The sequence below is a fragment of the Microbacterium sp. SORGH_AS_0421 genome, assembly GCF_030818635.1.
In the GTDB taxonomy this organism is placed as follows: Bacteria; Actinomycetota; Actinomycetes; order Actinomycetales; family Microbacteriaceae; genus Microbacterium.
Map to the genome: position 1 here is coordinate 1405178 of NZ_JAUTAO010000001.1, position 23661 is coordinate 1428838.

Here is a 23661-nt window from a genome sequence, read left to right on the forward strand (position 1 = left end):
CGTCAGGGACCGGCCGGCAGGCGCAGGTCGATCTCGTAGCCGCCGTCGGCCATGGGACCGGCGCGGAACGAGCCCCCCAGCATGTGGGCGCGTTCCGAGAGCCCGAGGTGACCGAGGTGCGCCGTGGGAGCGGGGTCGGGGCGCGGGGCGGGGGAGGCGGCGTTGCGCAGGACCACCCGCACGCCACCGGTGTCGGTGCTCGTCGCGGTCACGGTCACGCGCGACCCGGGCGCGTGTTTTCGCACGTTCGTGAGCCCCTCTTGGATCGTGCGGTAGACCGCTCGCTGGGTCGCGGGTGCGAGCCCTTCGCGCAGGTCGATGCGGGCCTCGATATCGAGGTCGGCGGGGTGCAGGATCTCATCGAGGTGGCGCAGGGTCGGCTGGGGGCCGAGCGGTGCGGCCTCCGGTCCGTCGGCGCGGAGCACCAGCAGCATCTGACGCAGCTCGGCGAGGGTCGTGGAGGCGAGCGTACGGATCGTGTCGGCCGTCTCGACGACATCGGGATCGTCGGCGCGGACCATCAGGGCACCCGCCTGTACGGTGATGAGGCTCACCTGGTGCGAGACGACGTCGTGCATCTCCCGCGCGAGGTGGGCGCGCTCCTCCGCGACGGCCTCGCGGGCGACGCGGCGGTTCTCGTCGGCGCGGGCGCGGCGCAGCTCGTCGAGACTCGCCGTCAGCCTGCTCTGGTTGCGTCGGAGGCGGCCCAGCGCCACGGCGCCGCCCGAGGTCATCGTCGCGTAGACGATGGCGAGCACGTGGTCGTTGACCGAGGTGAAGGTGTCCCACGACAGGCCGAGTCCGAGGAAGGTGAGGGCGGACGCGACGACGAGCCAGGCCATTCCGGTCGCCGCGCTCGCGACGGTGTAGAGGGCTATCACCGACGCGATCGGTCCGCCGGTGAGGAAGAGGGCGGGAAGCGCCAGCGCCAGGGACAGCAGGGGGATCTTGCGGCGCAGCAGCAGGCCCGCGGCTCCGACCAGGGTCAGCACCAGCTCGAGCAGGTCGGTCGTGTAGAGACCGAGCACGCCGTCGAGGGCGGCCACGGCGACGAGGCCGAGATCGATCAGGACATCGCGGCGCCTCATCGTGCCTCCTCGTCGCGCAGCAGGCCCGCCCGCTCCGCCACGAGAGCCGCCTGCACGCGCCCGTCGACGCCGAGCTTGCCGAGGATCGTGCTGATGTGCGCTTTCACGGTGGCGGGGCTCAGGAACATCTCGGCGCCGATCTGGATGTTCGACAGTCCGCGCCCCAGTTGCACGAGGATCTCGCGCTCGCGCGAGCTGAGCGCGTCGACCAGGTGGGTGTCGGCCGCGGGCTCGGGGCGCAGGTATCCGGCCACCACGGCGCGGCTGACGGTGGGCGAGAACACCACCCCACCGCCGTGGAGGGTGCGCACGAGCTGGGGGAGCTGACGCGGGTCGGTGTCTTTCACGAGGAACCCGGCCGCGCCCGCGTCGAGGGCCGACGCGATGTGATCGTCGGAGTCGAAGGTGGTCAGGATCGCCACCGTCACGTTCCACCCCGCCCGGCGGATGTCGCGGAGCACCTCGAGACCGTTTCGTCCCGGCATCCGGATGTCGAGCAGCACCACGTCGGGACGCGCCTCGGCGAGGACCTCCATCGCCTGGACGCCGTCGGCGGTCGCCACGACCTCGATGTCGTCGGCGGCGCTGAGGATGTGCGAGAAGCCGGAGCGGATGAGTGCCTCGTCGTCGATGACGGCGACACGGATGACCGGAGAGGCGATGGATGCCATGCGACCAGGCTAGGGACTCCGGGCGCCGTCGAGACAGGGGGCGCATCCGATGTACCCAACCGGACGCGGACGGTACCCGGTCAGCCCCCGGTCGCGGGCCCGGGCGTCGAACAGACTGGCTCCCGTCCCATCCCCTACCCAGGAGTTCTCGCCGTGTCCGTCCCCCTGCTCGTCGTCGGCTGCTCCCTGCTCGTCTGGGCGCTGTGGAGCCGCGTCTTCCGGAAGGCCACGGTCAACGGACCGATCGTGATGACCGCTCTCGGCCTGCTCGGGGGCGCGCTGCTGCCGGTGCAGGGCGAGCTGTTCCTCGAGTCGAAGGCCACGCTCTTCTTCGCCGAGATCGTGCTGGCCTACCTGCTCTTCGTCGACGCGCTGGAGGTTCGCGGCTCCTTCCGCTCGCACTTCACCGGGGTGCCGGCGCGGCTGCTTGGCATCGGCCTGCCGTTGTCGCTCGTCCTCGTGCTGGCGGTCGGTCTGATCCTGCCGCTGGGGTTGTCGGTGGCGGTGATCCTGGCGATCGCGTGCATCTCGGTGCCCGCCGACTTCTCGCCCGAGACCTCGATCGTGCGCGACGACCGCGTTCCGGCGCGGGTACGGCGGTGGCTCAACGTCGAGAGCGGGTACAACGACGGCCTGGTCTCGCCGCTCCTGCTCGGTGCGGTGGCCTTCGCCTCCGCGGGGACGACGGGCGACGCCGGACGTGCGTTCGCGGTGGCCGCCCCCGCGGGGCTCATCGCGATCCTCGTCGGGGCTGCCGCGGGGGCCGCGATCGGGGGAGCGATGCGCTTCGCCGACGGGCGAGGACGGACCGAGCCCCAGAGCATGCGTATCGCCTTCATCGCCACGCCCCTGATCGTTTTCGGCCTCGCCGTCGCGTTGCAGGGCAACGGGTTCGTCGCCGTCTTTGTCGCGGGCGTCGCCCTGCGTCTCGCGCGCGGGGCGAGTGGCGTCCCCTCCGTCGAGATCTCTCTGCTGGACGACCTCTCCTGGCTGCTCAACCTGCTGTTGTGGTTGGCTTTCGGCTTCGCCTCGATCGTTCTGCTCAGCGAGACCTACGACTGGTGGCCCGCGATCGTCCTCGCTCTCGTGGCCCTGACGGTGGGGCGGTTCCTGCCCGTGCTGCTCGCGCTGATCGGCACCGAGGCCACACGCAAGGAGCGGTTCTTCGTCGCCGCCATGGGTCCTCGGGGCGCGGCATCCATCGTCTTCGGTCTCATCGCCGCGAACGCCCTGCCCGGAGAAGAGGGGTTCCTCGTGCTGGCGGCGACCTGCATGGTCGTGCTCGGCAGCGTGGTGCTGCACGGCATCGCGGGACCGCTCCTGGTGCGCCGGTTCTGGCCCGGGCGGGTCGCCGCCGCCTGACCGGTCGGACCACCCGATCGGCCAGAGGAGGGGGCCGACCGGGCGATGCGGCGTCCCGGGGCATCTCGCGAGTATGGACAGGATGCCGGGGGTCGGCATGCGCACGCTCGGGGAGGACCGATGGTCGCGGTGATGGACAAGGCGCAGGCAGCGCCCGAGACGACGCCGGGGACGCGGCCCGTGAACCGCGTCCCGCGGTGGGATGTCCCCGGACTGCTCCGGCGTCGCACCGGGACGCTCGGGGTGACACTGGCGATCCTCGTGGTCAGCACCGTGACGATCGCAACGGAGAGCACCTTCGAGGCCGGTCCCTTCGACCTGCGCGACATGCTGCTCGCCCTGGTGCGGGTCGACGACCCGCTCGTGCTCGCCGTCACCGTGCTGTTGACCCTGGTGACGTGCGGCGCTGCGGAGGGGCTCCTGGGCACGCGACGTCTGCTCGCGGCGTTCGTGGGCGGCGGGCTCGTCGTCTGCGCGGTCGGCGAGGTCATCGGCTGGTTCGAGGACAACGTCATCCCCGAGGTCTCGCTGAACGTCACCCCCGACACGGGGGCACCGCCGGTTGCGGCGCTGCTGTGCGTCGCGATCGCCGCGAGCTGTTTCGCCTCGCCGCTGTGGCGCCGGCGCATCCGCATCGGCGGCGTGGTCCTCGCCGTGACCATGTTCCTCTACGCGGCCTCGGCGTCCGACCTCTACACGCTCATCGCCCTGCCCGTCGGCATGGCGGCCGGCCTCGTGCTCGGGGGGACGCGGGCCGTCGGCATTCCCCGCAGCTCCCTGCGCGAGAAGCGCGTGCTGCTGGCCGCGCTCACCGCCATCACCGCCATCGGGCCGGTCGTGGCCACCCTCTGGGGCTCGGGGGCGGGAGTGCTGTCGGTCTACAGCTGGCTGTCGTACGACCCGCTGAACGTGGCCGACGGCGTCGTCTGCGCGATCGGTTCGACCAACGCTCCCTGCCCGCCCTCCGCCTCGGTCTACGCCGAGCTCCAGCCCGCCTCGGGGTGGATCGCCGCGCTCCCGCAGCTGGTGCTGCTGATCGCCGCCTGGGGCGTGCTGCGCGGGCGCCGCGGCGCCCTGCACCTGGCCGTGGGGGTGAACGTCCTCACCTTCGCGGCGATGAGCATCCTGCTGCTGCTGAGCGAGACCGACACGCTCGAGCAGCTCGCGACGGTGCGTGCCGCGTACGATGTCGCCGACGTCTGGCAGACGGTCGTGGGAATGGTCGTCGGTGCCGCCCTTCCCCTGATGGTCGCCGTGCTTCTCGTGCATTTCCGCGCCGCCGCGCAGATCCGATCGACCCCCGGGGTGCGCCGGATCTTCGTGCGCACGGTCGTCGTCACGGCCCTGGGCTCGCTGGCGCTGGCGCTGGTCGGCATCCTGATGACGTCCGCCGAGTTCCGGCCGTGGCCGAACGTGACCACCGTGCTCGCCACTCTGCCCCTGCGTCTCGTCCCGCCGTCGCTTCTGCCGCCCGAGGCCCTCGTCTTCGTCCCAATGACCGGAGCCGCACAGGCGGCGTGGTACCTGCCGCCGCTGCTGTTCTGGCTGAGCGTCGTGGTCGCTGCCGTGCGCTTCGTGGTCCGCTCCGGCGCCGCCGAGACCGCACCCGATCGCGAGCGCGCGCGGGCTCTGCTCGCAGCGGGATCGGGGGACACCCTCGGGCACATGACCCTGTGGGAGGGGAACGTCTACTGGTTCGCCGCCGACGCGGAGGCGGCGATCGCCTACCGGGTGCGCGGCGGTTTCGCGGTGACGCTCGGCGGTGCCTTCGGCCCCGACCGGGACGACGCCTCCGTCGGCGCGGAGTTCGCCGCGTTCTGCGAGGAGCAGGGCTGGACGCCGGTGTTCTACAGCGTCGACGACGCCGAGCGCGAGCGGCTCGCCCCGCTGGGCTGGTCGTCGCTGCAGGTCGCCGAGGAGGCCTTCCTCGACCCGCGCAGCTGGACTCCCGCCGGCAAGAAGCGACAGGACGTCCGGACGGCCACCAACCGCGCGGCGCGAGAGGGACTGACCTCGCGTTGGGCCCGGTGGAGCGAGCTGTCGTTCTTCGATCGCGGCCAGATCCGCGACATCTCGGAGGCCTGGGTCTCGGACAAGACGATCCCCGAGATGGGTTTCACCCTCGGCTCGACCGACCAGCTCGACGACCCCGAGGTGCGCCTTCTCGTGGCGCGCGACGGATCGGGACGCATCACGGCTTTCACGAGCTGGATACCGATCCATCGCGACGGCACGATCGCCGGGTACGCCCTCGACGTCATGCGTCGGCGCGACGACGCGATGCCCGGGGTCATGGAGTTCCTCATCGGTCAGGCCGTCGAGCGGCTCCGTGAGGACGGCATGACGGTGATGAGCCTGTCGGGTTCGCCCCTGGCGCGGCACTCCACCGGGGACGACGCCGAGCGCAGCGCCCTGGACCGCGGCCTCGACGTCATCAGCGCGCTCCTCGAGCCGGCGTACGGGTTCCGGTCGCTGGCGAACTTCAAGAAGAAGTTCCAGCCCGACTTCGCGCCCCTGTGGATGATCTACCCGGATGCCACGCAGATCCCGGCCATCGCGATCGCCCTCGTCCGCTGCTACATCCCCGGGCTCACACTGCGTTCGGCGGCAGAGATGGCCGCCTCGTTGCGCCGGCCGCGGGAGGCCGCGGGGCGCTGACGCGTCGGGCGGGGCGGAGTTTTGCGGTGTCACCAGAACCGGGGATGCCACAAGTAAGGGTGCCGCGGGATTCGACACCAGCCTGGACGGGTCGTGCCCTCTTTCCGGTGGAGCTCGGTGGCGTCGGGGCGGGGATACGAGTCAGCGGTTGAGGCGCCGAGTGACGGCGTCTATGCGGGCTCGAAGTTCTCGGGAGCGGAAGGGTTTGGTGACGTAGTCGTCCGCGCCGGCGTCGAAGGCCGAGACCTTGTCGGCGTCGTCGTGCAGGCCGGAGATGACGATGATGTGCGCGCTGGATCCGGCGGATCGTATGCGTCGAATGGCTTCGATACCGTCCATGCCGGGAAGGGTCAGGTCCATCGTGACCAGGTCGGGGCGGATGGCCAGCGCCGCGCGAGCGCCTTCGGCGCCGTTGTCGAAGGCGTCGGTCGCGTATCCGGCGCTCTCGAGGATTCGCGTGAGCACGGACCGGACGTGCGGATCATCGTCGACGACGACAGCGGTGGCGCAGGCAGAGAAGTTCGAAGGGCTTGTGGGTTCTGAACGCTTGTCGAGAAGAGTCATGAGGTGACCGGTTGATCTTTCTGCGAGATGTGAAGATCCCGGTCCGTGAGGATCGGGGCGTGAGGAGTGGCCACGGGTCGATGTTCGTTCGTCATCACTGCGGGGACCGCCGCCGTATGGGACCGTTCTGTTCTTGGGGGGCCAGGAGGGAGGGCTTTTCGGTGTGGGGATGCCGGTCTCCGGCGAGCCCGAAAACGTCCTCGAGCACCCGGTCCGTGTCCTCCGCCGAGGTGGCCGGGGGGTCCTTCTGGTCCGCGGGGTCGGTATCGCTGTCTTCCCGACCCCCGTCCTCGCCGTCCTCGCCGTCCTTGGCGTCGGCGGGCCGACGTTCGAGGGGAAGCAGGAGAAGGGCGAGAACGAGGACGGCAAGGCTGATACGCGCGGGGGTGGTTTGGACGTAGGCGAGAACGGCGGCGAGCGGGCCGCCGATGTGGCCGCGGACGGCGCCTACGAGCTGGTCGTAGGAGATCGTGTCGGGGTCCGCCGCGGTGTTGCCGTCGCCCTTCAGGAGGGCCTTACCGTCGGTGATCTCTTGGATGCGGTGGGTATACATGCTTCCGTCGGGACGTCCGACGGTGACGACGTGGCCGGGTTGAAAGTCGTCGGGGTGGGGGTCGCCGATGAGAACAAGGTCGCCGAACTCGTAGGTGGGCGTCATGGACTTCCCATCGACGACGACGAGCTGGGTCCCGGTGGCCAGAGTGATGGCGGCGGGGGCGATGAGGAGGGCGAGCAACGCGCCTACGATGCTCCAACGGAGGAAGGAGAGGATGCGCATTGTGCCTCCAGGTGAGGATCGGGTGATGGCCGGTGGGGTGGAGCGCGTCACACGCGCGATAGCAGGCGCGCGCGCGGTTGCGGACGTTCGGGGCGCGAGGAGGACTGAGCGGTCGATGCCTCGAGGCAGAGGTGCGTGATGTCGGCGGGGCGGGGGACCCGGACGCGGAAGTGCACTGTTTGGGTCGCTGAGGGCAGGAGGGGCGAGACGGCGCAGAACGCCGGGTTACCGGACGTGTCGATGGTCAGCGGTGTTGACCACGTGGCACCGTCGGTCGTGCTGGCGGCGAGTGTTACTTCGCGCGCATCCGATGCACTGCTGCGCAGTTCAATACCGAGAATCCAGTCGACCGCCTCGCCGCTCGTATTGTGCGCATCGATGGCGAATGCGTACACGTCCGCCTGCGCATCGAATGCCGGAGCGGTGAGCGAAGAGGTGGTGTGCGCGGTGATGCGGCCGCCGTCCGTGTGTCCGAGACGGATCGTGTCGTGCGTGCACGAGTCAGGGGTGGGGGTCACGGCGGACGAGGACGGCGCAGCGTGGTCGACGCCGAGCGTGAGAAGAACGACAGCAGACGTGGCCGTGTGCGGTCCCTGAGGGTTCGGCCGGACGATGCTCATGCCGCCGCTCCTTCTGGGGTGTGGGTGGGTGCCGCTCGGCAGCTCGAGTACTCGTCGGCTGACACGCGGACGACGGTTCCGGCACCTGACCGGGCCTCCTCCTGACGCATGCTCACTCTCGCAAGAACACATAACGGATCAAAATGGTGCGTATCGGATCTAACGCACCATAGCAGGAATCGCCTCGATCGTCCCGTCTGTTTGGGGGAACGCCCCGCGAAGTGCGCGCGGCGCCCTCGTCCGTAGAGTGCGAGAGTCGAACCAGGTCCGTCCGCAACGCCCATGACGTTCACGTGTCTTCTGGTCGACGAGCGGTCGTCCCGTGCGTGCCGGGAGCGCTGATTGCCGCCGGATATTAGCGGTGGGGCCCGCACGGTGGGGGCGTTATGAGCAAGTTGTTCAGATCCTTAGAATCTTCGCGTGCTAGCTTCCGACGTCCTGCAGCTGCTGACCACGCCTGCCAATGTGCCGTTCATCGCTTACTCAGGTGCGCCGAATATTCGCCGGAGCATTCTTCGCGTCGATTATGTGACCGATGAGCACGCCGCGCGCAAGCTCCTTCCGGAGCCCCTGCATCTGCCTCTGATTCCGCGCGCCAGCGTGTTCTTCACGCAGTTCTTCAACTCGCACGGGGATGTTCCCCTCCTCGAAGTGACGCAGGCGATCGAAGCGGTCAGCTCGGCAGGCGTCGTGGGGGACTACATCCAGGCGGTCTACACGGACAACGTGACCTCGATCATCCACAACCGTGAGGCCTACCTGCAGCCCGTGCTGTACGGCGTGGGGTCGATCGTGCACCGAGACGGAGCGAGCAACTTCTCGTTGGCCGTGAACGATACCGTCGTCGTTCGCGGGAGTGCGGGCTACCGAAGCGAGCCGATGTTCGCCGACGACGCCGTCGAGTTCCTGCAGCGCCCCAAATTCTTCCTGAAGGTGCTCGGGCGGCCGGCACTGGGCGAGCCGGCGAAGCCCACTCTCTTCATGTTGCGCAGCGCAAAGCTCGAGGTCAGCGAAGCCTACCGGGTGCCGTCGCGGCTTACCCTCGACGGCCACATCATGGCCCCCTTCGATCAGCTGCCCGTACGTCACATCGACTCGTGCCACACATTCGAAACCACGTGGTCGATCGGCGAAACGGAAGTCCTGCACCGTTACTGACTTCCCCGGGGAGCCCGCGCGGCAGGCTTCGCAACGCGCGGCGACGTTACAGCTGGCTCTCCTCGTTGCGCGGACGCTGCCGCCTCAGCGTCCCGTGCGAACGGAGTCGAGCGTCGATCCTGTTCAGCTCGAGGGCGTCGCCACCTCAGGGGTGCTCCGGTCAGCCACGTTCGAGGTGCTCGATATGTACTCGACCACCTCGTCTCGCACGATGACCCACTTCGAGCCGATGTGGTACGCGGGCAGCTCGCCGGACTGCAAGTACTCATAGACGGTCTTGCTGTTCAACCCGAGCACCTCGGCGACGTCTCTGGCGGAAAGGATCGGCGGATATCCAGCGAACAGGTGCTCGAGGTGCTTAGGCATGGCGCTCCCGGGGGGTAACAGACTCATCACAGTTTACGGGCAGCATGCCCAATAACGGCCTGATCCGGCGCGATTTTGCGTGAAGCGCACTACATCGGGTGTAGAGCTCGAGGCGGAAAAGAGTTGTTAGGGGCTGTCAGCGTCGGCTATGGTCCACCTGAGTCCGTTTCAACCCGTTTCATACCAAAGGATCTTCTGTGGATTGTTTTGTTCCGGTCGTGCCCTCCCCGGCAGCGCCCGCGATCACGGCCTCGGGAGGGTCCGGACTTGCGGCAACAGGCTCTCCCATGGACGTCATACTCGCCTGCGCCATCGCGCTCGTCCTTCTCGCGGGTGGCGTCATGGCTTTGGCCCGGGCGCGTCGGCGTCGCCGTGAAGCGCTGCCCTCTTCCACGCCGGCCGCGCCTGGCGTGGGGCTCGCTCTGTCGAGCGTGCTGGGCGTGATCTTGCTCTTGGGGGCCTTCTCCCCGTCACAGGCCGCGCATGCCGCTCCGGAACGGTGCGATGTCATCTCGGTATCTGATGTGCAGATCGACGCGACCGTTCTCGCCGGCGGAGTGATCCAGCTCGTACCCGGCGGTCAGCCTGCCGTCGTTCGCGCGTCCGTGACGAACTCCACCACCGTGCCCGTGACCCTCACCGCGATCGCACGCACCGATAACGCCGTCCCCCTCGCGACACAGATCGTGTGGAAGAGCGAGAGGTCGAGTGGTTCGGCCGTCGAGTCCGGCTTGGGTGACTCCGACTCGCACTCCCTCGGGACCTTGGCTCCGGGTGAGAGCACCACGGTGACGTTCACGGTGAACTTGCCCGCCTCGGTCGGGAATGAGTACCAGGGCCAAACAGTCCCCCTCAGCCTGCTCGTCCAGGCCGTTCAGCAGGGCTTTTAACACCCGCACCTCGCGCGCCCGCATCTGCGGGCTGCGCCCCCACCTTCTCGTTGAGCCGCTACGCCACCTTCGTTCGCACTCGTCGAGCCCCTCAGCCTCCCTTTCCGACCCGAAGCACTACTCACCACTGAAAGAAAGCAGAACCCATGTCCACCACCAAGCGCTCCTTCTCGAAGAAGAAGGTCCTCGTCGCCTCCCTCGCCCTGCTCACTATGGGCCTGGGCGGCACGGTTGCCACCGGCGCGTACTTCACCGCCGACAAGACCGTTTCCAGCAACACCCTCGCGTCCGGCACGGTCGTCATCGGCAACATTGGTGACGACTCGTCGTCCGTCGCCCCGCTGTCGTTCACCAACGTTCTCCCTGTCGCGGACGCAGACGTCGCCACCAAGGCCAAGACGTTCAACATCAACGTCCGCAACAACGGAACGGCGGCCATCGACTGGAAGGCCGTCGTCAGCTCCACCTCAAGCGAGTTCGCCAAGCAGGTCAACGTTCAGTACAGCACCGACAACGGAACGACCTGGTCCACCGCCCGGACCGCCGACGCCCTCTCGAGCGTCTCCATCCCCAGCACCGCGTCGCTCGCTGCTAGCGGCACCGCGGTCATCAAGTTCCGTGCGTGGCTCCCCGCGGCCACCGACAACACTGCTCAGAACAAGACTCTGACGTTCACGCTCACGGTGAACGCCATCCAGGCGGGCGCTCCGTTCTCGTCCTGACCCACGCGCGTGGGCGCCGGCAGCACGCTGGCGCCCACGTCTCCGCGCGCGGCGAGTCGTCAGCCCGTATCCGTCGATGGGTTGTCCTTCCGCGTAGGCCGAGCTGTCTGCCGCGCCTCCAATTTTCACGCGTGTCCCCACATCCTCGGCAGCACGCGATCATCCGAACGTCCCCCTTAGTGCCCCTCGTAGGAGATGACATGCCACCCGCCGCCGCCACCTATGCCCCTCGGCCGCGACAGGCCCGTGGACGGCGTCTCGCGACGACGCTTCTCATGGGCGTTCTCGCAACGGGAGTCATCTCGACCCCCGCCGCAACGGGAGCCTGGTTCACCGCAGACAAAACGGTGAGCAGCAACTCGTTGACGGCGGCCACACTTCAGCCCGTCAGCGGGCTGAAAGCCGTCAAGTCTTCGACCGGTGTTGATGTGTCGTGGACGAGCGCACTGCAACAGCCCTGGGCGACCGCTAACTCCATCACTACCGAGCCGACCTACACCGTTACACGCACAATCGACGGGGCCAACCCCACCACCATCAGCACCGGTACCGCGCGCTCCGCCAGCGACGCATACCCGCCGGTTTCCCGAATTGCAAACGTCACATTTGACTCTGGAAATGGCATCGCAGGCTATATCCGCTATGACGGAACAGTGTACATGTGGGGGGCGTCCAATAAAGGTGCGCTCGGTCGCCCATTCTCTGGATCGTCCCGGCCTCAGCTGGTTGAGATTCCGACGGGTAATCCAATGATCAGCATTTCTATGTCGAACGAATCTGTAGTTGCTGTGAGTTCCAACGGCACTCTCTGGGGCTGGGGCACAGCACCGAAGGCGGGCTGCACAGGAGAGTGGACCAATTCGCCTGTACAAATTCCCCTTCCTAGTGGTGTGAAGCCAGTAGCGGCGTCGGCTGTCGGCAGTTGCGCGATCCTCGTTGTTGATTCGTCCGGCCGCCTCTGGCAGCGCGGAGGAACGGCGAATAGCGGAGAGTTTGCAAAAAGTGGCACCTCTTTCCGGCCTGTAGTCCTGCCTGGGGGTCGTTCAGTGAAACAACTGACAAAAGCCGAGAAAGTACTCGCGACAGATGGAACGGTCTGGTCATGGGGAGGAACCAACACCTACGGCGATTATGGCGATGGAACGCAGACGGCGAAGGACACCCCCACGCAGGCGAGAATCCCCGACGGCGTGATAATAGGTTCCATCTCGACTGATGACCAAAGCTCTGTTGTCGCTCTATCTGGATACTATGACCTCTACGTTTGGGGCGCTAATACTGACGGCCAGCTCGGTACGGGCAACACGACGGGGTATCTGACACCATTCCACCTAAGTGCTCCGGTCTCCAGCCCGATCATCGATGTAAAAACGGGAGGACGATCCACTACCATCCTCACAAGAGATCTGGATATATATACAACTGGCTCGAATGATTCCGGAAGGCTCGGAATCGGGAGCCTCAGCCCCTCCCAGAGGTCTACGTTCGGAAATATTGGCCAAGCGTACAACGTATCCAAGATTGCGATGTCGTCAGGCGTATCGGGGCAGACATTCCTTTACAAAGAAGGAAACCCGTACGAGGTTCAGGGGTGGGGTCGGAACAGCAACGGCACGCCAGGTGTCTCGTTTATGGGATACGATGACGACAGCACGACGAATTACACGGCACGCGTAACCATGTTCAGTATCCACACTCCGTACGAGTCATCTGCAAAGGTATGCTCGAACGGAGCGAGTCCTGATGGTGGGAACTACTGTGTTCCTTCGGGAACGATCGAGTACTCTGTGACCTATTTGTACCAATCATGGACTGCCGCCTCAGCAAAGGCGACCGCGCATTAACCCCTGCTGTGCCCTTCGGGCTGCCTCGCCGCTTTCGCGGCGATAGCCCCGGTGTCGCTAGCCGCGGCGGGTGGGATCGCGCCGATCTCCTCCACTGGCGCGTGGTTCACGGCTTTGAAGAGCATCGCCGCCTGTCGGCTGACCGTCGCATCAGTCAACGCTCCCGCCAATGCCGCTGTAACAGTGAACGGTTTTCCGTTAGGAGCCAGGCAGCGACGCGCTCGGCGCCGGACTGCTTGCCGCGGGCGTCGTCGCCACAATCCTCTACCGAAGGCCCCGTCCACAGTAGCGAAAGCGAGCCAGGCGATGCAGCACCTGCACGCCGGCTCCCCCGAGCCGGGAGCAGGGTTTCTCCCCCGAAACCCACCCCTGCTCCCCCCGCCGCCGCACCCAGGCGGCCCGCTGAGGGGAGGTACCCCGACCGGAACCTCCCCTCAGCACCTCAGCGCGAAAGCACTCCTATGCGGCCCGTTCCCACGACGCTCGCGGCTCAGCCGGCCTCGGGTCGCGGCTGCTGGTACACGTCGGGTACGTCGTCGCCGTCGGCATCCACCTTCTCGGCGAGAGCCAGCTGCCTGTAGCGCCGGTTGCGTACGAGCAGGACGGACGATGCGAGGACGGATGCCAGAAGCGAGGCGACCATGATCGCGATCTTCGCGTCGTCGGTGTGGGGCGAGCCGTCGGGGAAGCTCAGCTCGGCGATCAACAGCGAGACGGTGAAGCCGATCCCGGCGAGCAGACCCACCCCGGCGAGATCGATCCACTTCAGGGCGGGGTCCAGCCGGACCTTCGTCACGAGAGTGAGCAGGCGCACGCCGAGCAGGATGCCGAGGGGCTTGCCGAGCACGAGACCGGCGGCGACGCCGAGGGTGACGGGGTCCGCCACGGCGCGCAGCAGCCCGTCGCCGCCGCCGATCGAGACCCCCGCCGCGAAGAAGGCGAACAACGGCACGGCGATGCCCGCCGACAGGGGACGGAAGCGGTGCTCGAGCTGCTCCGCGAGATCCATGCCCCGCACCTCGGGCTGACGGCGCGAGGCGGCGACCGGGATCGTGAAGGCGAGCGCGACTCCGGCGATCGTCGCGTGCACCCCCGAGGCGTGCAGGAACGCCCACGCGGCGAAGCCGATCGGCAGCAGCACGACCCAGGCGCCCCAGGATGTGCGGGCGAACCACGCGCGGCCACGGTGGGCGATGACGCCGTAGACGACGACGAGCACGGCGAAGACCGCCAGCGGCACCAGCGCGATGTCGCTGGTGTAGAAGACGGCGATGATCGCGATCGCGATCAGGTCGTCGACGACCGCGAGCGTCAACAGGAAGATGCGCAGGGGACCGGGCAGATGCGAGCCGACCAGCGCCAGCACCGCCACCGCGAAAGCGATGTCGGTCGCGGTGGGAATGGCCCAGCCCGCCAGCAGGCTCGGCTGCGCGTGCACGATCGCGGCGTAGAGGAGGGCGGGCACGGCGACCCCCGCGAAGGCGGCCGTCACCGGCACGATCGCGGTCCCCAGTCGGCGGAGGCTCCCGACGACGATCTCACGCTTGAGCTCGAGGCCGACCAGGAAGAAGAAGACCGCCAGCAGGCCGTCCGCCGCCCACGACCCGACGCTCAACTCGAGGTGCCATGGCGCGTAGCCGAAACGGAGGTCGCGCAGCGCGAAGTACGCCTCGGACGCGGGGGAGTTGGCCCACACGACCGCGCCGATCGCGGCCAGGACCAGCAGCATGCCGCCGACGGATTCGCGGCGCAGAAGCGTCGTGACGCGGTGGACTTCGGCGTATCCGGGCCACTGGGGCGCGCGGGTGGTGTCGTGGCTCATGAGGCTTCCTGGAGGGTCGATCGACAGATCGTCGACCAGACTTCCCGACACGCCTCTCTCAGTTTAGTCGGCCCGACCCCGGGCCGGGTTTCAGGCGGACTCCTCGTCCTCTTCGGGGTTGAAGTGCGAGGCCGTGTCGGAGTGACCGGCGGCGACGCCCTTCGGGTCGTCGGGGATGGTGCCATCGGCCCCGAGCCCGCCGGGCTTGGCCTCTCCGTCGGAGCCCGAGCCGGCGGTGGGCGAGACCTCGACGTCAGCGCCTTCGAAGGAGTCCCCGTCGGCAGCGGCCTGCGACGGGTCGGAGATTTCGGATGCCATGAGCGTGCCTCTCTCGTCATCGGTGGCGAGGCGGTGTGCGGTGCCCCACCGGGTGCCCGACGTTACCGAGCGCTCCGGCGCCGGCATCCCCTCTTGTGGGGCGGGCCCGGGTGTGCAGGGCGGCGCCCCGCACGGGACGCGCGCGGGCCTGGGCCGTCGTGCGGAGTCCGGCCGCGCCGCTCCGCTGCCGGCCCCCTCAACCGGCGTGTCGACGCGGAACTCCGCGCGACGGAACGACCGGCTGATGCTTCAGCCTGCGGCGGCCCGCCGCGCGTCAGCTCGGGTCGCCGCCCAGCGGACCCACGGCGGGGATCGGGCCGCCGTCGTCGGCGCCGGTCTTGCGCGCGCGGGCGATGGCGTTGCCGAGGTGGTAGATGACCAGCGCCGCCACGGACCCGAGCACGATCGGACCGAGCTGGAAGTCGCCCCACTGCATGGTGAAGCCGGCGATCGCGAGCACCAGGGCCACGGCGCCGGTGTACTGGTTGACCGGGCGCGAGAAGTCGACGCGGTTGTCGACCCAGATCTTGATGCCGATGATGCCGATCAGGCCGTAGAGCGCGGTGGTGACGCCGCCGAGCACTCCCGCCGGAATGGTGTTGAACACCGCGCCGACCTTGGGCGACAGGCTCAGCACGATCGCGGTGAGACCGGCGACCCAGTACACCGCGGTCGAGTAGACGCGGGTCGCGGCCATGACGCCGATGTTCTCGCCATAGGTCGTGGTTCCCGAACCGCCGAAGGTGCCGGCGAGGGTCGTGGCGACACCGTCGGCGATGAGGGCGCGACCGGTGGAGCGGTTGGCCGTGGCATCCGTCATCGCCGCCACACCCCGCACGTGACCGACGTTCTCGGCCACGAGCACGAGCACCACGGGGAGGAACATCGCGATGACCGACCAGGTCGCGGGCGTCGTGAAGTCGGCGATCTGGAAGGTCGGCAGGCCCACCCAAGGGGCCGCCGCGACGGCGTCGAAATCGATCAGCTTCTCACCCGTGCCGGCCTGGATGAGCACCGTCGCGACGTAGCCGACGATGACGCCGAGGAAGATCGAGATCCGCCCGAGGAAGCCGCGGAACAGCACGCTAAACACGATGACGGCGATCAGGGTGATCGTGCCGGGCAGCGGCTGCACCTTGAAGTTCGACCACGCGACGGGAGCCAGGTTGAAGCCGATCAGCGCCACGATGGCCCCGGCGACGACCGGCGGCATGACCTTGTCGACCCAGCCGAGACCCACGAACTGCACGATGAAGCCGATGACCGCGAGCAGCACGCCGACGGCCACGATGCCCGCCAGCGCCGAACCGGTGCCCGCCGTGGTCGTCGCCGCCGTGATCGGCGCGATGAACGCGAACGACGAGCCCAGATAGCTGGGGAGCCGGTTCTTCGTCACGAGCAGGAACAGCAGGGTGCCCACGCCCGAGGACAGCAGCGTCGTCGACACCGGGAAGCCGGTGAGCACCGGCACCAGGAAGGTGGCGCCGAACATCGCGATCACGTGCTGGAGCCCGATCGCGATCGTCGCGCCCCAGTTGAGGCGCTCGCCGGGGGCGACGACGGCCCCGGGTTCGACGGTGCGCCCGTTGCCGTGCAGCTTCCAGCGGAACATGTGTCTCCTCAGGTGGGGGTGGATGCCGAGGTCACGTGTTCTCGCCGAGCTCACACCCCGTGGCGTGTGCTCTCGACGAGGTCGCGTGATCTCGATGGTCGTTCTGGCGAGATCACGTGATCTCGCGGGGTGATTCCGCCGACGTCACGTGATGTCGGTGGCATCGCGGCGGGTGAGGTCAGGACGTCAGCAGGCGCAGCAACTCCGCGTAACGGTCGCGGGTGCGCTCGACGATCTCGGCGGGAAGCGCGGGCGGCTCGCCCTGCTTGTCCCAGTTGGCCGCCAGCCAGTTGCGAACGATCTGCTTGTCGAAGCTGGCCATGCGCTGGGCCGGAGTGGAGCCGGTGCGCCAGGCTTCGGCATCCCAGTAGCGGGACGAATCCGAGGTGAGCACCTCGTCGGCCAGGGTCAGAACCCCGTCGTCGTCGTAGCCGAACTCGAACTTCGTGTCGGCGAGGATCAACCCGCGGGCTTCGGCCGTCGTGGACGCGCGGCGGTAGATCTCGAGCGAGAGGTCGCGCAGGGCCGACGCCGTCTCGGCTCCGACGAGCTCGACCGAGCGCTCGAAGGTGATGTTCTCGTCGTGCTCGCCCATCGGCGCTTTGAACGCGGGGGTGTAGAGCGGCTCCGGCAGACGGTCGCCGTCGTTCAGGCCCTCGGGCAGAGGGATGCCGCACACGGTGCCCTCGGCGCGGTACTCCGCCCAGCCCGAGCCGGTGAGGTACCCGCGCACGACGCATTCGATCGGCTGCATGTCGAGGGACCGGACGAGCATCGAGCGCCCCTGCACGGCATCCGGGATCAGGGCGACCGCCTCGTCGCCCACCAGAGCGTGGTCGGCGGTGAGGTGGTTCGGGATCGAGCGGCCCCCGTCGGCGCCGGCGAGCTGATCGAACCACCACAGGCTCAGCGTGGTGAGCAGCTCGCCCTTGTCCGGGATGCCGGGAGACAGCACGCGGTCGAAAGCGCTCACGCGGTCGCTGGCGACGACGAGGAGGTGCGCGGGGGCCTCGCCCTCGGCGGTGTCGGCGGGCACGTAGAGGTCGCGGACCTTGCCGGAGTAGATGTGGCGGAAGCCGGGGAGCTCGAGCGGGGGAGCGGTGGTCACCCGCTCATTATTGCGGGTGCGCGCGCCCCGCACCGGCGCGGATTGTGTCATAACGCCCGCTGGGGCGCCTGCCCCCCGGTCGCGGCGCACCTCCTGACTACGCTCGGTGGAATGACCGAGGCAGCCCCCGACACCGCGGTGAACATCGACCCTCATCTGGGCAGTCGCCGTAAGACGATCCGCGGATGGGTGTTCTGGCCCGCCGCCGCCATCGCGGGGGCGTTCATCGCTTTCGCCATGCTCTTCCCGAGCGTGGCCGAGGCGACCTTCGGCGCCGTGCAGACCTTCATCGTCTCGGCGTTCAACTGGTATTACGTTCTGATCGCGGCGTTCTTCGTCGTGTTCGCGCTCGCGATGGGATTCAGCCGCTTCGGCAACATCAAGCTCGGTCAGGACGACGACGAGCCCGAGTTCTCGACGATGTCGTGGTTCTCGCTGCTCTTCGCGGCGGGCATGGGCATCGGCCTCGTCTTCTACGGCGTGAGCGAGCCGCTCAGCCATTTCGCCGACCCGCGTCCGGGTGTCGAGGGCACGCCGAATCAGCTCGCACAGCAGGCGATGTCGCAGACGTTCCTGCACTGGGGCGTGCACGCGTGGTCGATCTACGTGGTGATCGGTCTCGCCCTGGCGTACGCCTTCCATCGGCGCAGGCGCCCGCGCACGATCCGCTGGGCGCTCGAGCCGCTGCTCGGGGCGCGTCTCGTGCAGGGCGGTTGGGGCAACGCGGTCGACGTCGCCGCTCTGGTCGGCACGCTGTTCGGCGTCGCGACCTCGCTCGGTCTGGGCGTCATCCAGATCAGCGCCGGGCTCGACTACCTGAACCTCGTGACGCCCTCGGTCATCAGCCAGGCCGTGATCGTCGGTGTCATCACGGCGTTCGTGCTGTTCTCGGTGCTCTCGGGTGTCGGCAAGGGCATGAAGTGGCTCTCGAACATCAATCTCGTGCTCGCCGGGCTGCTCATGCTGTACCTGCTGTTCGCGGGACCCACCGAGTTCCTGCTGCGCGACGTCGTGCAGTCGATCGGCAACTACATCCAGAACTTCGTGAGCCTGTCGTTCACGACGAGCGCCTACTCCGGCGAAGACGGTGTGGCCTGGCAGGGCACGTGGACGGCGTTCTACTGGGGCTGGTGGATCTCGTGGGCCCCCTTCGTCGGCATCTTCATCGCGCGCATCTCGCGCGGCCGCACGGTTCGGGAGTTCGTCACCGGAGTGATCCTGGTGCCCACGCTCGTCGGCATCCTGTGGTTCACGGTCCTCGGCGGCACCGCGATCTACGGCGAGCTGACCGGCACGGTGCAGCTGGTCGGAGCCGACGGGGCCGTGAACGTCTCGACGGCGCTCTTCCAGATGCTCCAGGGCGTCCCGGGAACGGTGTTCCTGTCGATCGGCTTCCTCATCCTCATCGGGATCTTCTTCGTCACCTCGGCCGACTCGGGCGCCTTGGTGATGGGAATGATCGCCACGGGCGGCGAAGAGGAGCCCAAGCGCTGGGTCCGCATCTTCTTCACCCTCGCGACCTCGCTCATCGCTTTCGGCCTGCTCTTGGCGGGCGGGCTCCAGGCCCTGCAGACCGCGGCGATCAGCATCGCTCTGCCGTTCAGCCTCGTGCTGCTCGCGATCTGCTGGGCGACCGTCACGGCCTTCCGCCGTGAGATGCGCGCCTATGACAAGGCCGAGCGGGCGCAGCTACGCGACTCGATCGGAGCCCACTACGGGCTGGAGGTCGAGGAGCCCAATCAGCGTGGCATCTTCGGCATTCCGATCCGTTGGCGTCAGCCTCGCGTCCCGGTGCCCGCTCCGGCGGAGCAGACGCCCGAGAAGGCGTCCAGCGACTCTCCGAAGGCCTGACCCCCGGCATCCGGGCCCGCTCTCGAACACGCCGCACCTCCGGACGGGTGCGGCGTGTTCCGCGTGGTGTCGGGGGCCCTGCTGCTCCGGGCTGCCCGGGCGTCGAGTGTCCGGAACGCGCCGCACGCGTCCACCTCGGTGCGGCCTGTCGTGGACACTCGACGTTCATCCGCGGGCGTTCGCGCCGAGCTGGGAATGGGCGTATAGTCCATGTGGACTAGTCGACACGGACCATGAGGAGGATGGATGCCGGAGACCAGCCGCCTCACCCCCGTCGCCGTCATGATCCTGGCCACGCTCCGCGAGGCTGACATGCACACGTACGAGCTCGTGCGCCTGCTGAAGGAACGCCGGGACGACCGCCTCGTGCCCCTGCAGAAGGGCACGATCTATCACACGGTCGCGCGCCTCGAACGCGACGGTCTCCTCGCGGAGGTCGGCGTCGATCGCGACGGCAACCGTCCCGAGCGCACCACCTACACGATCCTGGATGCCGGCCATCGGGCCGTCGAAGAATGGGTGCGCGCCGAACTCCCGCGAATCGACAGACCGGGCGAATTCCGGGTCGCCCTCTCCGAAGCCCACAACCTCGGGCGCGCCGAGGTCATCGGTCTGCTCGACGCGCGCCGCGCCCGGCTCGTCGCCTCCGTCGAGGAACATCACGACGGTCTCAGCGTCGCGGCCGAGCGCGAGACCCCCGAACAATTCCTCGTCGAGCTGCGGCGTCAATCCGCTCTGCTCGACGCCGAACTCGCGTGGCAGGACTCCCTGCGTGCGCGCCTCGCCGATCGGTCCCTCCCCTGGGGCGTCGCCGAGATCCCCGAACACATCAAGAACAAGCACCGCGTCTCAAAGGAGACCACAGCATGACCGACTCTCGCGCCGCCTCCGCGGCATCCACCCGTACCGGGTCCCACCAGACCCACGAACGCAGCCCCTGGCCCGCCCTCTGGGCGCTGGTCATCGGGTTCTTCATGATCCTCGTCGACACCACGATCGTCTCGGTCGCGAACCCCGCCATCAAGGCGGCCCTCGACCCGAACACCAACAACCTCGACAACGTCGTGTGGGTCACCAGCGCCTACCTGCTGACGTACGCCGTGCCGCTGCTGATCACCGGGCGCCTCGGCGACCGCTTCGGGCCGAAGAACATCTACCTCACCGGCCTCGCCCTCTTCACCCTCGCCTCGCTCGCGTGCGGTCTGGCTCCCTCGCTCGAGGTGCTGATCGCCGCGCGTGCCGTGCAGGGTCTCGGAGCGGCGATGATGACGCCGCAGACGATGGCCGTCATCACCCGCACCTTCCCGCCGCAGAACCGTGGCGCGGCGATGGGCCTGTGGGGTGCCACCGCCGGTGTCGCCACCCTCGTCGGCCCCCTCGCCGGTGGCCTGCTGGTGGACGGCCTCGGCTGGGAGTGGATCTTCTTCATCAACATCCCCGTCGGCATCATCGGCTTCGTCGCCGCCGTCGTCCTCGTGCCGCAGCTGCCGCGCACCGCGCACAAGTTCGACATCCTCGGCGTTGTGCTGAGCGCCGTCGGTCTGTTCCTCATCGTGTTCGGTCTGCAGGAGGGCGAGCACTACTCCTGGGCCGCGTGGATCTGGGCGATGGTCGCCGCGGGCGTCGCCGTCATGGCGGTGTTCGTCTGGACGCAGGCGCGCAGCACGGGGGAGCCGCTCGTTCCCCTCGACCTCTTCCGCGACCGCAACTTCTCGATCGCGAACCTGGCGATCGCGGCCGTCGGCTTCACCGTGACGAGCATGGCTCTGCCGCAGATGTTCTACCTGCAGCTCGCCCGGGGTCTGACCCCGACCGAGTCGGCGCTGCTGCTCGTCCCGCTGGCGATCCTGTCGGGCGTGCTCGCACCGTTCGCCGGCAAGCTGCTCGACCGCACCGACCCGCGCTTCCTGCTCGTGCCGGGTCTGCTGCTCGTCGGCGGATCGCTCGGGCTCTACGTCGCACTGATCCTGAACGACGCCCCGATCTGGATGTTCCTGATCCCCTCCGTCTTCATGGGCATCGGAAACGCCGGCATGTGGGGCCCGCTCGCGACCACCGCGACGCGCAACCTCCCGCCGCGCCAGGCGGGTGCCGGCGCGGGCATCTACAACACGACCCGCACGGTCGGATCGGTCATCGGATCGGCATCCATCGCCGCCTTCATGCAGGCGCGCCTCGAGGCGAATCTGCCGGGGGCGGCGGATGCCTCGGCCAGCTTCGGTGGCGGAGTGCTGCCGCCGCAGGTCGTCGACGGCTTCTCGCAGGCGATGGGTCAGTCACTCACGCTGCCGATCATCGTCATCGGTCTCGGCCTCGTCGCGGTGCTGTTCATGCGCCGGCCCTCGGTGATTCGCCCGCACGGTGCTCCGCGCGACGCGGCTCCCGCGCAGCAGACCGCTCCGGCCGCCGCGGGCGAGTAGGTCGCCTTCGCGCTCGACGCCGTCGCCTCCGGGCGGCGGCGTCGTCGCGTACGCCGGCTACGCCGATCGCGCTCCGTCGGATACCATCCCTTTCAGTTCGCGGCTATCCCCTACGCATCCTGTCCGCGAGCGGAGAGCCGTGGAGGCGATCGTGTCGTTCGTCGAGCCGAAGAGCATCACCCACAGCGGACGCGCGATGTTCGCCCAGACGCAGGTGCCCTTCTTGATCGGGGTCGCCTACGTCATCGTCATCGTCGGCCTCGAGCGGCCGGCACTCCTGGCGGCGCCGACCTCGGTGATGGGCTTCGCGGTGGCGCTCGCGGCCACCGCGCTCGGTGCGTTCCTCCCCGGGAAGAGGGTGCCCCCGATCTCCATGATCGTGGTCGCGGTCCTCGACATCACGGCCGTGGCCCTGATCCGCGCCGAGATCGCACAGGTGTTCGCCGCGGCGACGCTGCTGGCAATCTTCCCGATGCTGTGGGCGGCGTACACCCTCGGATGGGCGGGTATCACCCTGATCGTGCTCGGTTCGATCGCGATGCTGGTCTTCCGGTTCGCGTACTCCGGCGTCGTGCCGACCACGCTCGCCGAGTGGGCGAACGTCACGAGTCTGCCCATCGTGATTCTCGGGCTGACGGTCGTGACCTTCCTCGCGGCGCGTCGTTCGGAGCGCCGCGACCGGTTGTTGGATGCCGCGCACGGGGCGCAGCTGAACGCGCTCGCCGAGGCGCGCGATGCCGAGGCGCTCGTCTCAGGCATCCTCGACACGGTCGCCGCGGGGGTGGCGTTCTTCGACGAGCACGGTCGGCTGGAGCTGGCCAACGCGGCGGCGAACGAGATCGCCGCGGCGGCCGGGGTGCGCCTGGACGAGCCCCCGCACACGAGCGACTCCGTGCTCGCCGCCGATCGTCAGACCCTCGTCCCGCCCGAGGAGCAGTTCCTCCCCCGGGCGTTGCGGGGCGAGGCCATCCGCGGACACCTCGCCTGGATCGGACCGCCCGACGCGCAGATGGCGATCCTGGTGTCGTCCACTCAGCTCCGGCGCTCCGACGGGTCGGTGCAGGGAACCGTGGTGGTCGCACACGACGTCACCGAGCTGGCCGATGCGATCGAGGTGCGCGAGCAGTTCCTGCGCACGGTCTCGCACGAACTGCGCACCCCGCTCACCGGTGTCACCGGGTTCCTCTCGCTCATCGACGATGCCGTGGGCCACCACGATGCGAAACTGCGTTCCTACATGGACGTCGTCAACCGACGGGCCGACGACCTGCTCCAGCGCCTGTCCGACCTCGTCGCGGCGACCGCCCGCGACGACGAACTCCGGCTGTCCGAGGTCGACGTCCGAGAGGTGGTCGATGCCGCGGTGCGGCGGGTGAAGGCGCTCGCGCAGGCGCGGGTCATCCCGGTGGATGTGCGTGGCGCGCGGTCGGTGCGGGCGCGGGTCGACGTCCGGAAGGTGGAGGATGCGATCGCCGAGCTGCTCACCAACGCCGTGAAGTTCGGCGATCCCGACTTCGCCGTCACCGTGACGTGCGACGCCGACGAGGAACGCGTGCGGGTGAGCGTCGCCAACGATGGCCCGGGGCTGTCCCACCCCGAGCAGCGTCGTGTCTTCGACCGCTTCTATCGCACGGCTCGCGCGCGCTCGCTGGCCGTCCAGGGTTTCGGGCTGGGGCTGAGCCGGGTCCGCACGATCGTCCACGCGCACGACGGCCGCATCCACCTCGAGAGCGCCCCCGGGGCGCGCACGACGGTGACGATCGAGCTCCCCGCCGCTTCCGCGCTCCCCGCGCGTCAGGGATGATCCGC

General features: G+C 68.5%; 20 protein-coding genes. 10 read left to right on the forward strand and 10 right to left on the reverse strand.

The features are described from left to right. Window positions 1-2: 2 nt before the first annotated feature. Complete coding sequence (locus QE416_RS06660; RefSeq protein ID WP_307314615.1) at window positions 3-1088, reverse strand: sensor histidine kinase; 1086 nt, start codon at window positions 1086-1088, stop codon at window positions 3-5. Further along, window positions 1085-1759 carry a response regulator transcription factor gene (locus QE416_RS06665; RefSeq protein WP_307314617.1) on the reverse strand — a complete coding sequence of 225 codons (675 nt, stop codon included), beginning with the start codon at window positions 1757-1759 and terminating at the stop codon, window positions 1085-1087. Before QE416_RS06665 ends, QE416_RS06660 begins: the two co-directional genes overlap by 4 nt. 153 nt (window positions 1760-1912) lie before the next feature. On the opposite strand from QE416_RS06665, the gene QE416_RS06670 reads away from it, so the two are divergent. Both QE416_RS06670 and QE416_RS06675 read left to right on the forward strand, forming a co-directional pair. Continuing rightward, complete coding sequence (locus QE416_RS06670) at window positions 1913-3121, forward strand: cation:proton antiporter (RefSeq protein WP_307314621.1); 1209 nt, start codon at window positions 1913-1915, stop codon at window positions 3119-3121. Window positions 3122-3241: 120 nt separating this feature from the next. Further along, on the forward strand, window positions 3242-5779 hold the full coding sequence (locus tag QE416_RS06675) for a bifunctional lysylphosphatidylglycerol flippase/synthetase MprF (RefSeq protein ID WP_307314623.1): 2538 nt from the start codon (window positions 3242-3244) through the stop codon (window positions 5777-5779). Between the two features lie 141 nt (window positions 5780-5920). On the opposite strand, the gene QE416_RS06680 is transcribed toward QE416_RS06675, so the two are convergent. The 3 genes from QE416_RS06680 to QE416_RS06690 all read right to left on the reverse strand — a co-directional run bounded on the left by QE416_RS06680 (window position 5921) and on the right by QE416_RS06690 (window position 7741). After that, entirely contained in the window at window positions 5921-6343 is a 423-nt protein-coding gene (locus QE416_RS06680; protein WP_141376398.1) for a response regulator transcription factor, read from the reverse strand. A gap of 94 nt (window positions 6344-6437) precedes the next feature. Then, complete coding sequence (locus QE416_RS06685; protein WP_307314626.1) at window positions 6438-7121, reverse strand: signal peptidase I; 684 nt, start codon at window positions 7119-7121, stop codon at window positions 6438-6440. A 47-nt stretch (window positions 7122-7168) separates the two neighbouring features. Then, entirely contained in the window at window positions 7169-7741 is a 573-nt protein-coding gene (locus tag QE416_RS06690) for a hypothetical protein (RefSeq protein WP_307314629.1), read from the reverse strand. Window positions 7742-8161: 420 nt separating this feature from the next. On the opposite strand from QE416_RS06690, the gene QE416_RS06695 reads away from it, so the two are divergent. Then, the gene (locus QE416_RS06695; protein ID WP_307314630.1) at window positions 8162-8899 is read left to right on the forward strand and encodes an acetoacetate decarboxylase family protein; all 738 of its coding nucleotides are present in this window, start codon (window positions 8162-8164) and stop codon (window positions 8897-8899) included. 123 nt (window positions 8900-9022) lie between these two features. On the opposite strand, the gene QE416_RS06700 is transcribed toward QE416_RS06695, so the two are convergent. Further along, the gene (locus QE416_RS06700; protein WP_141376406.1) at window positions 9023-9265 is read right to left on the reverse strand and encodes a helix-turn-helix domain-containing protein; all 243 of its coding nucleotides are present in this window, start codon (window positions 9263-9265) and stop codon (window positions 9023-9025) included. Between the two features lie 287 nt (window positions 9266-9552). On the opposite strand from QE416_RS06700, the gene QE416_RS06705 reads away from it, so the two are divergent. The 3 genes from QE416_RS06705 (at window position 9553) to QE416_RS06715 (ending at window position 12721) form a co-directional block, all read left to right on the forward strand. Further along, window positions 9553-10155, forward strand: a complete 603-nt coding sequence (locus QE416_RS06705) for a hypothetical protein (RefSeq protein ID WP_307314633.1) — start codon at window positions 9553-9555, stop codon at window positions 10153-10155. A 146-nt stretch (window positions 10156-10301) separates the two neighbouring features. Next, window positions 10302-10877: a hypothetical protein gene (locus tag QE416_RS06710; protein WP_307314635.1), complete on the forward strand. Its 576-nt coding sequence runs from the start codon at window positions 10302-10304 to the stop codon at window positions 10875-10877. A 200-nt stretch (window positions 10878-11077) separates the two neighbouring features. Continuing rightward, window positions 11078-12721: a hypothetical protein gene (locus QE416_RS06715; protein WP_307314637.1), complete on the forward strand. Its 1644-nt coding sequence runs from the start codon at window positions 11078-11080 to the stop codon at window positions 12719-12721. 490 nt (window positions 12722-13211) lie between these two features. Here the strand turns inward: QE416_RS06715 and nhaA are convergent, their stop codons facing one another. The 4 genes from nhaA to QE416_RS06735 form a co-directional block, all read right to left on the reverse strand. Then, on the reverse strand, window positions 13212-14543 hold the full coding sequence (nhaA, locus tag QE416_RS06720; protein WP_307317870.1) for a Na+/H+ antiporter NhaA: 1332 nt from the start codon (window positions 14541-14543) through the stop codon (window positions 13212-13214). 90 nt (window positions 14544-14633) lie between these two features. Next, window positions 14634-14861: a hypothetical protein gene (locus tag QE416_RS06725; RefSeq protein WP_307314639.1), complete on the reverse strand. Its 228-nt coding sequence runs from the start codon at window positions 14859-14861 to the stop codon at window positions 14634-14636. A gap of 274 nt (window positions 14862-15135) precedes the next feature. Continuing rightward, window positions 15136-16473 carry a uracil-xanthine permease family protein gene (locus QE416_RS06730; protein WP_307314642.1) on the reverse strand — a complete coding sequence of 446 codons (1338 nt, stop codon included), beginning with the start codon at window positions 16471-16473 and terminating at the stop codon, window positions 15136-15138. A 178-nt stretch (window positions 16474-16651) separates the two neighbouring features. Continuing rightward, window positions 16652-17632, reverse strand: coding sequence for a phosphoribosylaminoimidazolesuccinocarboxamide synthase (locus QE416_RS06735; RefSeq protein WP_307314645.1), 981 nt, complete (start codon window positions 17630-17632; stop codon window positions 16652-16654). A gap of 60 nt (window positions 17633-17692) precedes the next feature. Here QE416_RS06735 and QE416_RS06740 point away from each other — a divergent pair, with 60 nt between their 5' ends. From QE416_RS06740 to QE416_RS06755, 4 genes are all read left to right on the forward strand, one after another. Next, window positions 17693-19432, forward strand: coding sequence for a BCCT family transporter (locus QE416_RS06740; RefSeq protein WP_307314646.1), 1740 nt, complete (start codon window positions 17693-17695; stop codon window positions 19430-19432). A gap of 246 nt (window positions 19433-19678) precedes the next feature. After that, window positions 19679-20302 (forward strand): PadR family transcriptional regulator, encoded by a 624-nt coding sequence (locus QE416_RS06745; RefSeq protein WP_307314647.1) that lies wholly within the window; start codon window positions 19679-19681, stop codon window positions 20300-20302. Beyond that, window positions 20299-21852 carry an MFS transporter gene (locus QE416_RS06750; protein ID WP_307314649.1) on the forward strand — a complete coding sequence of 518 codons (1554 nt, stop codon included), beginning with the start codon at window positions 20299-20301 and terminating at the stop codon, window positions 21850-21852. The genes QE416_RS06745 and QE416_RS06750 overlap by 4 nt, the downstream gene beginning before the upstream one ends. A 139-nt stretch (window positions 21853-21991) precedes the next feature. Then, window positions 21992-23656, forward strand: coding sequence for an ATP-binding protein (locus tag QE416_RS06755; protein ID WP_307314652.1), 1665 nt, complete (start codon window positions 21992-21994; stop codon window positions 23654-23656). Window positions 23657-23661: the final 5 nt, after the last annotated feature.